The 11,230-nt window shown below is 71.0% G+C and carries 4 protein-coding genes and 1 other RNA gene; 1 reads left to right on the top strand and 4 read right to left on the bottom strand.

Annotated features, from left to right (window positions below):
- On the bottom strand, positions 1 to 1,408 hold a 1,408-nt coding region (locus AC1DK4_RS36025; protein ID WP_477132119.1), incomplete at its 3' end, for a DNA polymerase III subunit gamma/tau.
- 106 nt (positions 1,409 to 1,514) lie between these two features.
- Positions 1,515 to 4,022, bottom strand: a complete 2,508-nt coding sequence (locus AC1DK4_RS36020) for an adenosylcobalamin-dependent ribonucleoside-diphosphate reductase (protein WP_441618381.1) — start codon at positions 4,020 to 4,022, stop codon at positions 1,515 to 1,517.
- Between the two features lie 170 nt (positions 4,023 to 4,192).
- Here AC1DK4_RS36020 and ffs point away from each other — a divergent pair.
- Positions 4,193 to 4,291: signal recognition particle sRNA small type (ffs, locus tag AC1DK4_RS36015), an RNA gene on the top strand.
- 212 nt (positions 4,292 to 4,503) lie between these two features.
- On the opposite strand, the gene AC1DK4_RS36010 is transcribed toward ffs, so the two are convergent.
- Together AC1DK4_RS36010 and AC1DK4_RS36005 are read right to left on the bottom strand one after the other, a co-directional pair.
- Positions 4,504 to 8,124 carry a UvrD-helicase domain-containing protein gene (locus AC1DK4_RS36010; RefSeq protein ID WP_477132118.1) on the bottom strand — a complete coding sequence of 1,207 codons (3,621 nt, stop codon included), beginning with the start codon at positions 8,122 to 8,124 and terminating at the stop codon, positions 4,504 to 4,506.
- Positions 8,121 to 11,045: a PD-(D/E)XK nuclease family protein gene (locus tag AC1DK4_RS36005; RefSeq protein WP_477132117.1), complete on the bottom strand. Its 2,925-nt coding sequence runs from the start codon at positions 11,043 to 11,045 to the stop codon at positions 8,121 to 8,123. The genes AC1DK4_RS36010 and AC1DK4_RS36005 overlap by 4 nt, the downstream gene beginning before the upstream one ends.
- Positions 11,046 to 11,230 lie beyond the last annotated feature (185 nt).

Below are 11,230 nucleotides of genomic sequence, written 5' to 3'. Positions count from 1 at the left end.
GCGCGGCGGCGGCCGGGGCCACCTGCGCCGCGGCCGGCTCCTGCATCCTCACCGGCGCGGCGGCAGCGGGGGCCGGGCTCGGCGCCTCTGCCGGCGCTGCCGCGATGGGCGGACGCAAGGTATGTACGGGTGCGGAAGCAGCGGGAGCCGAAACCGGCGCAGCCGCCACCACGGCAGCGGGCGCGACAGCGGTGACAGCGGTGACAGCGGTGACAGCAGCGTCTGCGGCCGCGCGGCCCGCGGACGCAGCGGCACGTGCGGGCCGTGCCTGCTGACCCCCGCCCTGCGCCGGAACGGGCGCAGGACTGGCCGAAGGACGGAAGGCCAGCATGCGCAGCAGCGTCATGGTGAAGCCGGCGTACTCGTCTGGCGCCAGGGCCAGCTCGCTGCGGCCCAGGTTGGCGATCTGGTAGAACAGTTGCACTTCCTGCGCATCGAAGCTGCCGGCAAAGCGCCGCACATCCGCGGCCTCCGGCCATTCTTCCTGCACCGATGCGGGCACCGCCTGGGCCAGCGCGACCTTGTGCAGCAGCGAGGCGAGATCCTGCAACGCCCCCGCAAAGGACAGGCTGCGATCGGCCATGCCATCGGCCACCGCCAGCATGGCGGCGCCATCCTCGGCCGCCAGCGCGTCCAGCAGTTGCACCAGGTAGCTCTGGTCGATGGCGCCGAGCATGCCGCGCACCGCGCCCTCGGATACCTGGCCGGCGCTGTACGCAATGGCCTGGTCGGTCAGCGACAGCGCGTCGCGCATCGAGCCGTGCGCGGCCTGGGCCAGCAGGCGCAGTGCGTTGGCGTCACGCTCGATGCCTTCCTCGCCCAGGATATGGTCGAGGTGGCCGACGATATGGCCCGGCGGCATCTGCTTGAGGTTGAACTGCAGGCAGCGCGACAGCACCGTGACCGGGATCTTCTGCGGATCGGTGGTGGCCAGAATGAACTTGACGTGCGCGGGCGGCTCCTCCAGCGTCTTCAGCATGGCGTTGAAGGCGTGGTTGGTCAGCATGTGCACTTCGTCGATCATGTAGACCTTGAAGCGCCCCGCGGTCGGCGCGTACACCGCCTTGTCCAGCAGGGAGGCCATCTCGTCGACGCCGCGGTTGGAGGCCGCGTCCATCTCGATGTAGTCGACGAAGCGCCCGCTGTCGATCTCGGTGCAGGCCTTGCAGACCCCGCACGGCTGTGCGGTGATGCCACCGTTGCCGTCCGGCCCGAGGCAATTGAGCGCCTTGGCCAGGATCCGGGACAGCGTGGTCTTGCCGACGCCCCGCGTGCCGGTGAACAGGTAGGCGTGATGCAGCCGCTGTTGCTCCAGCGCGTGCGTGAGCGCGCGGACCACGTGCTCCTGGCCGACCAGCGTGGTGAAATCCCGGGGGCGCCATTTGCGCGCTAGCACTTGATAACTCATGGCGGCGATTGTAGCAAATGGCGGCCGTCGTCCAGCGGGGACTTCGCGCGATCCCCTGTATTTGACCCGGCTTTGCGCTCCGGCTTGCGGTCTGCGCCCGCGCCGGCTATCCGCACTCCCCGACGTAGCCGCAATTGGCACACTTGGCGCAGCCGTCGACCTTGTGCAAGGCATGGGCACCGCACTCGGGGCAGGGCTTGCCCGAACCGAGGCCCAGGCCCGCCGCCGACTGGCCCGCCGCGCGAGCCGGCTGCCCGGCGCCGGCCGCCTGCCCGCCGATCGCTTCCGGCCCCCTCCCCTCCAGCACGGCGAGGCGCGCCGCAAGCGCCGCCACCGGCACCTGGCCACCTTCGGCGTCAAGGAAGCTCCGCTTGATCAGGATGCGCTGCAGGGCGTAGCCGATCGCGGCCACCTCGGAATCGTGAAAGCGCGGCGCCTCGCTGCCGTCCTGGCGCACCAGCGTGCCGTAGCGCACCGTGCCCTTGTCCCACACCACATTGCGCATGTCGGCCAGGGCCTTGGCGATGGAGCCGCCCGAGCGCGCCACCATCGACAGCAGGCGCATGGTGGAGGTGATCCACTGCTGGCCGTCATTGCGCTGCCCGGCCGGCATGAAGAATTCCACCGGCCGCTCCACCGCCACTGGCTTGCCGTCCAGCACGCCGGCCACACGCATGAAGTTGACGGTGAGATAGACGGTCTTGTGCCCTTCGTAGGTCATGTATTCGACCTTGGATGTCACCCCTTCGAGGTCGCCCACCGGGCGGCTGCCGAACGGCTTGCTCAGGGGATCGTCGGCCTGCGCCGTCGCGGCGGGCGCTGCCGGCGCGTCCGCCGGCACCGACAGCACCGCCCCGAGCACGCTGTTGGGGCGGTAGGTGGCAAGCCCCTTCAGCCCGGCCCGCCACGCTTCCAGGTAGAGATTCCGGAAGGCCTCGTAGGGATAGTCCTCCGGCACGTTGACGGTCTTGCTGATGCTGGTATCGATATAGGGCTGCACCGCCTCGAGCATCTTCATATGGTCCAGCGCCGACATCTGCAGCGCCGTGACGAAGCTGTCCGGCAGTTGCGCCATGTCGGCGCCGAGATGGCGGTAGAGCCGCCAGGCATGGTCGGCCACCTCGAACACCCGGTAGCTGTCGTCCGCCATGCGCTTGCGGCGGTTGTAGGTCCACGAGAAGGCCGGCTCGATGCCGTTCGAGGCATTGTCGGCAAACGCCAGCGTGATGGTGCCGGTGGGCGCGATGGAGAGCAGGTGCGAATTGCGGAGGCCGTCGCGGGCAATGACATCGCGCACGGTCTGCGGCAGCCGCCGCGCAAAGCCGCTGGCCAGGTATTCGCCGGCCTTGAACAGGGGGAAGGCGCCCTTCTCACGCGCCAGGCCGGCAGATTCCAGGTAGGCGGTGTCACGCAGGGTCTCGGCGATGCGCGCGGCCAGGGCGCGCCCGGCTTCGGCATCGTAGCGGATGCCCAGCATCACCAGCGCGCTGCCCAGGCCCAGGAAGCCCAGGCCGACGCGGCGCTTGGCATGGGCTTCGGCGCGCTGCTCGGGCAAAGGCCAGAACGTGATATCGAGCACGTTGTCGAGCATGCGCACGGACAGCCGCACTACTTCCGCGAAGGCCTCGAAATCGAAGCGGGCATCCGCGCCGAAAGGCTGGCGCACGAAGCGGGTCAGGTCGATCGAGCCCAGGTCGCAACAGCCATAGGCGGGCAGCGGCTGCTCCGCGCAAGGGTTGGTGGCCTCGATGCGTTCGCAGTAGTAGAGATTGTTGTCGTCGTTGATATGCGAGAGAAACAGCACGCCGGGCTCGGCATGGTCGTAGGTGGCCTGCATGACCTGGTCCCACAACTGCCGGGCGGGCACGCGGCGGTAGACCCACTGGCCGTCGTCGCGCCGGTAGGCCCCGGCGGCGATGACCTCGGCGCCAGGCTCGGCCTCGTGGACCAGCTCCACCTCGGCGTTGGCCTCGACCGCGCGCATGAAGTCATCGCTGACACCGACCGAGATATTGAAATTGGTCAGGTCCCCCTTGTCCTTGGCGTGGATGAAGGTCTCGATATCCGGATGATCGCAGCGCAACACCCCCATCTGCGCGCCGCGGCGCGATCCCGCCGATTCCACCGTAGCGCAGGATGCGTCGAACACCTTCATGAACGATACCGGCCCCGAGGCGCGCGAATGCGTGCCCCGCACCAGGGCGCCGGCCGGCCGGATCGCCGAAAAGTCATAGCCCACGCCGCCGCCGCGCCGCATGGTCTCGGCCGCTTGCGCCACGGCGGTATAGATGCCGGGCTTGCCGCCGCGCGCCTCGGACACCGAATCCCCCACCGGCTGCACGAAGCAGTTGATCAAGGTGGCCTCGATGCGCGTGCCTGCCGCGGAGTTGATGCGCCCGGCCGGCACGAAGCCCTGCTCCTGTGCCCACAGGAAGCGCTCGGCCCAGCGCTCGCGGTCGGCCGGGGCTTCGGCCTCGGCAAGCGCCCGTGCTACGCGCAGGCGCACATCGGCAATGGTGGCTTCCTCGCCCTTGGCGTACTTCTCCAGCAGGACTTCGGTGGAGATGTCCTGGGGTGGCAGCGTGGCACGGAGCATCTGTTCGTTGGCATTCATCGCTGGTTCTCGCTGGTCTTGCCGGGCTTGTGGCTGCGGTGCCCGCCGGCCTGCACGGTTTCAATATGGCGCTGCCGGGAAGCCCCCGGCCCGCGCCAGCCGATCCATTCATCCGATCAATTTCGAGGGAAATCGCCAGAGCCGCCCGCTCTAGGTTACAATGCGCACCGGACGGGCCTCCTCGCATGGCGGCGCGGTCAACCTGGTCAGGTCGGGAACGAAGCAGCCACAGCCGTTTTCCGCCAGTGCCGAGGGTCAGGCTCGTCCCCCAATTCTTCCTTGCAGCGTACGCTCTGCAATCCCGCCTTTCGCAAGACCTCCCCGTATCATCGAGTATTTGCCGACTCTGGTATTTGCCGGCACTGGTTTTGCCGGCGCACCGCTACGCCCGTGGCCTGTCGCTTCGCGCCTCGCTCGCCAATGCGCGCCGGCCCGCCTATTGTGCCGCGCCGGCCAGCGCATGCCCTGATCCAGGACAAGTCTAGAACAGGGAGCCCTGGCGTGCAGCCTGCAGCGCATCAGCCACGATCCACTCGCCGTCGGCCGTGGCCACGCCCGCCTCGACGCGCCGCCCCGGAAACATCGGCCTGACTGCCGCCACATAGCGCGCAAGCTGCTGTGCGTAGGCTGCATGCTCCTGCGGCAGCAGGCGCAGCTTGTAGTCGATGATCACCACGCGCGCGTCGAACTCCACCAGGCGGTCGATGCGTAGCAGGCGGCCGCGCGCGTCATACAGCTCGACCTCGTTGCGGGCGCTGCGCGCACCCTGCGGGAACAGCAGCGGCCGCAGCGCCGCCGAGTCGAGCATCAGGCGCGCGGCATCCAGCGCGGCCTGCGCCTGCGTCCTCCACAGTTCGCGCGCCTGGGCGTCGCCGCCACCCGCAAGCGGAAACCAGCGCATCACCGTTTCGGGCGCGGGGAATGCCTCGAACGCCTCGGGATAGCGCGTGATGCGCTCGAGCAACGCGTGCAGCAACTCGCCATGACGGGCCGCGTCGGCATCGAACACGATGGCGTGGCTGTCGTCTTCGGCGGGCTCCTGCGCGCTGTCTTCATCCTCCCATTCGTATGCCGGCACCAGCGTGTCCGCCGCCTCGCGGTAGCGCTGACGGAAATCGGCATAGCGCACGCGCGCATCGTTGCCGGCCAGCCGCTCGCCGTCGGCATGGGCCGTCGACGGCGGGCGGGCGTCCACCAACGCGCCGACCCCGGCCGCCTGCAGGCGCGCATACCAGCTGCCGGCGATCTCGCGGTTGCCTTGCGCACTCTCGGCGCTGCGCGATGCGCGCCCCTTTACGCCGCTCACCAGCAAGCCCTGCCGCGCGCGCGTCATCGCGACGTAGAGCAGGTTCCAGTTCTCGCGCTCGGCCAGCGCCGCCTCGGCTTCGAACAGTGGCGCGCGCGCCAGCCCGCGCGTGCTGCGCTTGCCATAGGCGGAGAAATGCACCGGCACCGGCGACGCCGGCGGCCAGTCGACCAGGATGCCGCCGCGGTCGGCGGCGGCGTCGCTGTGGTTGGCATCGAGCAGCACCACGAACGGCGCCTCCAGGCCCTTGGCGGCGTGCACGGTCAGGATGTGCACGGCGTCCAGCGCGCTGTCGGCGACATCGGCATCGGCATCGCCCTCGGCGTCTTCCGCGTTGTCCGCCATGCCACCTTCGTCCGGGCTTTCGCCCTCTTCGCCGCGGCGGATTTCCTGCAGCTCATCGATGAACTTGGGCAGGCTCGGATAGCGCCCACCGTCGAGATCGAGCGAGAGCTTGAGGAAGGCATCGAGGTTGGCCAGCACCTGGTCGCGGATCTCGGCGGGCGCGGCCTCGGCATAGCGCCGGCRCACCTCGCCGCCGTGATAGATATGGTCGATCAGGTCGTGCACCGGGCGGTGCGGCGCCACCTCCAGCCAGTGGCGCAGGCGCGCCACGCCATCGCGCAGCGCCGGGCTGGCAAACTCGGGCAGGCCCTGCTCGCGCAGGCAAGCCCACCAGCCCGGGCGCGGCTCCTGCGCCTGCGCCATGCGCGCGATGGCGACCAGGTCGTCGTCGGTGGCGCCTACCAGCGGACTCTTGAGCACGTGGGCCAGGTCCAGGTCCGACTCCGGCGTCATCAGGAAGGCCAGCAGCGCCGACAGGTCGAGCGCCTCGAGCGTGGCCAGCAGGCCGCCGCGGCGCGGGCTCAGGCAGGGGATGCCAGCCTCGCGGAAGGCACGCTCGTATTGCGCCAGGTGGGTCTTGCGGCGTACCAGCAGATGCATGTCGCTCCAGCGCGCGGGGCGCGCGCCGTCGCTGTCCGCTACCGGCACCGTGGCGCGGATATGGCGCAGCCACGCGGCCACGCGCCTGCCCTCCTCCAGGCGCAGCGAATCGCCCTCGTGCTGGCGCGGCTGGGTCAGGGTGTCGCGGTGGGTGGCGGCGGGCGCGGCATCGCGGGCTTCGTCCGCGCCATCTTCCGCGCCCTCTTCCGTGCCCTCGTGGGATTGCGCCTCGGGCTCGACCAGCGGCAGCAGCCACACCGGGCCGCCGGGCTCGTCCAGCGCGGTGGTCTGGGTCTCGAACAGCGGATAACGGCCGTCGGCGCGCGCGCCATCGAACACGGCATTGACCCAGTCGAGCACCTCGGGCCGGTTGCGGCGCGTGCGGTTGGTGCGCAGCACGGTGGCGCCGAAGCCGGCCTGCAGCATCTCGCTGGCGGCCTGGAACAGCCGCGCGTCGGCGCGGCGGAAACGATAGATGGACTGCTTCGGGTCGCCCACCAGGAACACCGTGGGCCGCTCGCCCAGCCCTGCATAGCCAGCCAGCCAGCCCTGCAGGATGCGCCACTGCAGCGGATTGGTGTCCTGGAACTCGTCGAGCAGCAGGTGACGGTAGCGCGCGTCGAGGCGGACCTGCAGATAGGTGGCGGTTTCTTCGTCGCGCATCAGCTTTGCCGCCAGCCATTCCAGGTCGGCGAAATCCATCGCGCGCTGCTCGGACTTGTGATGCTGGTAGCGCATCAGCAGCGCATCGCCGAGTTCGTAGAGCGCCAGGTTGACGGCCAGCACGGCGGCCTCGCAACGACGCTGCGCCACCCGCTCCAGCGCGGCGCAGAACTCGCCATGCCCGGCCACGAACGCCTCGACCGCGGCTTCACCGCCCAGCGCCTTGGTCAGCGCGGATGTGGCGCGCAGCGAGCGCGGCTTGCCGGCGGCGGTGAAGAACGCATCGCGCAGGACCACGAAGGCGCGCTCGGCGGGCTCGCCGCCTTCGCCGCCGCTCTCGCGCCAGGCGCGGATCGCCATCAGCGCGTCCACCAGGCGCGTGGCGTGAGCCTGCTCGGTCTTGCCGCCGCGCCCCAGTTGCGATGCCATGTCCTGGCAGGCGTCGAGCCAGCTGTCGTCGGCCAGCACCTCGAGCAATACGTCGACGCGCGCGTCGTCGCCGAGATCGGCGGCCAGCGCCTCGGCGGGATCGGTGCTCTCCTTGAAGGCAAGCCACTCGCTGCGCGCATGGAACATGGCATCGAGCAAGGCGCGCGCCTGGAATTCGCCGATGGCGTCCACCAGCTGCTCGAACGCCGCGCGCAGCGCGGCATACGGCGGCGTGGCCAGGGCCTGCCAGAACGGCGCCCACGCCTCGCGCTTCATGCGCAGCGCGTCCTCGCGCAGCGTGGCGCCGGGCACGATGCCCGATGCCAGCGGCGCGCCGCGCAACAGCGTGCCGAACCAGCCATGGAACGTGTCGATCGCCATGCGACCCGGCGCGGCCAGCACCTGCGCATGCAGCCCGCGCGCACGCGGCAGCGCGGCGCGCGCGGCAGCCTCCGGCAGCCCGCGCTGGACCAGCGCGGCAATCACGGCTTCGTCATCGTCGCGCGCGAGCTGCGCCAGCACTTCCAGCAGGCGCTCGCGCATTTCCTCCGCGGCCTTGCGCGTGAAGGTGATGGCGAGGATCTCGTGCGGCGCCGCGCCCGCCAGCAGCAGGCGCAGCAGGCGCGCCACCAGCAGCCAGGTCTTGCCGCTGCCGGCGCAGGCCTCCACCACCACCGAGGCGGCGGGATCGCACGCCGCGCGCGTGAACTCCGCTTCGGCGACCGCTGCGCCGTCGCGCAGATAGGCGTGGATGCTCATGCCCGCCCCCCGACCTGCGGCGGCAATGCCGTGCTCTCCCAGAAGCCCTTGCGGCACAGCCCTCGCGCGGTGCAATAGGTGCATGCGCTGGCGTCGCCGAAGGCCGGCATGGGCGCGTCCTGCCGCAGGCGCATCACGTCCTCGCGCAACTGGCGCGCGAGCCACGCCACGGCGGCATCGAAATCGGGCAGGCCCACCTCGCGCTGGGACGCGGGCGTCCCGTCCCTGGTGCCCTCGAGCGCCACCCAGCTGCCGACCTTCACGTCGGCGCGCAGCAATCCATAGAACGGCAACTGGCAATCCTCTTCCACATCCGCGACCTTGCGCTTGAGGCGCAGCACGCTCTGCGTCTTGTAGTCCAGTACCGCGCGGCTGCCGTCGCGCGCGCGGTCGAGCCGGTCGATGCGGCCGTTGACGCGCAGCGGCTGGCCATCCGGCATGGCCAGGTCGACCGTAGCGTCAAGTTCGCCGCCATCCCAGAACCAGCCTTGCGCCTCGCGCTCGGCCTGCCACGCGACGTAGGACGGCAGCACTTCGCACCAGCGCCGGTAGTAGCCGATGGCGTTGCCGTCCTCGCGCATCAGCGCGCCGAATTCGTGTTCGGAGATTTCGCGCAGCCGCGCCAGGCGCGCATCGTCATGGCGCAGGCCATCCTGCGCGGCCTCGCGGTGATAGCGCAACAGCACGCGGTGCAGCAGTTCGCCGATATCGCGCTTTTCGAGATCGTCGCTGACCACCTCGAGACCAGCCAGGCCGAGCATGCGGCCGGCGAAGAACTGATACGGACAGCGGCGCAGCATGTTGTACGCCTGCGCGCTCCAGCGCGCAGGCACCAGCTCCGATGCCGCCGGGGCCGGCATACCGCCGACCTCGGCAAAGGTGTCGTGCAGCAGCGGCAAGGCGCTGGCCTCGATCGGCACCCCCGCGCGCGAGCACAGCGCGCTGAGCCGCTCGAGCCAGCCCGAGACGTGCTTGGGTTCGCCGCGCGCGCCGAGGCGCTGCCAGGTCAGCATCACGTCGTCGTTGTTGAGCAGTACCTCGGCGAGATCTCGCGCCTGCTGGGCGAAGCGGACTTCGCGGTCTTCCAGCGCGAGCTCGCGGCGCATCTGGTTGGAGAAGAACATCAGCTCGGCCGCGCTCGAAGGCAGCTGGCCATCGTCGCAGCCGACCACCACCACGCCGTCGAAGCGTCGCATGCGCGCGCCGTTGAGCGGCAGGATGGCGATGCGCGCGGAGCCGCTGGCCGACGGCTCCTTGTAGGCCACGGATTCGAGCAGCGCCGACAGCATCGAGCGGAATTCCGCCAGGTCGAGCGTGGCGGCCGCGCCGGTCTCGTCCTGCGGCAGCTCGGCCAGGCGCGCCAGCGCGTCGAGCAACTGGCGGCCGGCGTCGTCCGCGGCCAGGGCCTCGCGCATGCCAAGCGCATCAAGCGTGGCGTCGAGCCGCTCAAGCCAGGTGGAAACCGGCTTCTGCGTGCGGCCGCGCGGCCATTCGCCGGCCTCGGCGGCCAGCCGCTGCACCAGCTCGCAGGCAGCCTCGCGCGCGGCGTGGCGTGCATCTTCGCCGGGCTCGCCGGACGCTTCCGACACTTCGGCCAGGCTGTCGCGCCTGGCCTCCGGCGCGAAGCGCTGCTGCAGGCGGCGCCAGCCACCGCTGATGCCGTCGCGGCGGATCTGCCGCTCGAGCGCGGCGATGGCCGCGCCGCGCCCGGCGAAATCGGGCAAGCAGAACGGGCTCTTGAGCAGGTCGAGCAGCGCCGCGGTATTGCCGTCCTGGTTGAGCAGGTCGAACCAGCGCATCAGCGCCGCGGCGGCGCGCGTGGTGGAAAGCTTCCAGCCGGTTTCATCGCGCACCGGCGCGCCGGCGCGCGCCAGCAAGGCGCGCGCGCGCCGCGCGACCACGCGGTCGTGCGCGACCAGTGCCACGTGGCGCCGGCCTTCGTTGAGCCACTGCACCAGTTGGCCGGCCGCGGCCGCGGCTTCGTCCTCGAAGCGCGCGCTGCCAACCACGCGCACGCGCGGACGCTGCGCCGGCAGGCCGCGTGGCGGCGCGCGGCCTGCCGCGGACGCCTGCGCCCCGGGCAGGCGCGCCTCGGGCCATAGCGCGAGCAAGGTGTCGTACCAGTCGTGAGCCTGCGCGCCATCTCCGGCGCCATTTCCGGCGCCATCCTCCTCGTCCGGCCCTTGCGCCAGTGCGRTCCAGTCGTAGCCGATGCGCATCACCGGCACCAGTTCCGCGGCCTGCTGCAGGAACGCCTCGTCGATCGGCGTGGGCGGCGTGGGGCCCAGCCAGATGACGGGGCCGTCGACGTGCGTGGCGAGCCGGTGCAGCGCGCGGCGGCGCGCCGGCAAGGGATCGTCCGGGCCGGACAAGGCTTGCCAGAAGGCCATCACGATGCGCGCCTCCTCGCCGAGAAAGCGCGATGACAGATGCGCGTAGGTCCGCTCCAGCGCGCCCTGCAGCAAGGCCGCGCGGTCGTCGCCGTCGATATCCTCGTCGCGGATGGCCGCGTCGTCGAGCCAGCGCGCGCTCAGCTCGTCGCTGATGGTGAGCAGCGTCTGCGCCAGGCCCCAGGCGGCGGCTTCGGTCTGGGCGCCGAATGCGCGCCGCAGCCAGTCTTGCGACCGGATGGCCTGCTGCACCGCCAGCAGCCGCGCCGCATGGCTGCGCACCGGCTGCGCGTCGGGCGGCATATCCAGCAGCCAGTGGCCGAGCGTGAGCACGCGCGGCAGCAGGCGCGGCGCACCGGCCGCGCGCGCGGCGGCATCGAGCGCCTGGCGCACGCCGGGGATCTGCGCCGCCGTAGGCACCACCACGTGTGCGGCGGCCTGCTGCTCCCCGCAGCGGTCGAGGAAATACCAGGCCGCGGCGGCGGCCTGCGGCAGGAAGTCGGGACCGGGGCGGAATTGCAGCGAAGTCATGAAACGGAAGTGACGGCCGGAAGGAAGGTCATGGCGATCGCCAGGCGGCGCTCACGGGCGCAGGAACGCAGCCGCCCGTTCCGTCCGCGCGGCGCACGGACAGGTAGCGCGGCTGCATGCCGCGCGCGGGCGACCAGGCGCGCGCAAGCGCGAAGGACGCAGGAAACAGGGGAAGCGCTGGAAAC

Source organism: Cupriavidus sp. 05N38 (genome assembly GCF_056397345.1).
The sequence above is the reverse complement of the archived record's forward strand: the minus strand, read 5'-3'. Positions and strand labels throughout refer to the sequence as shown.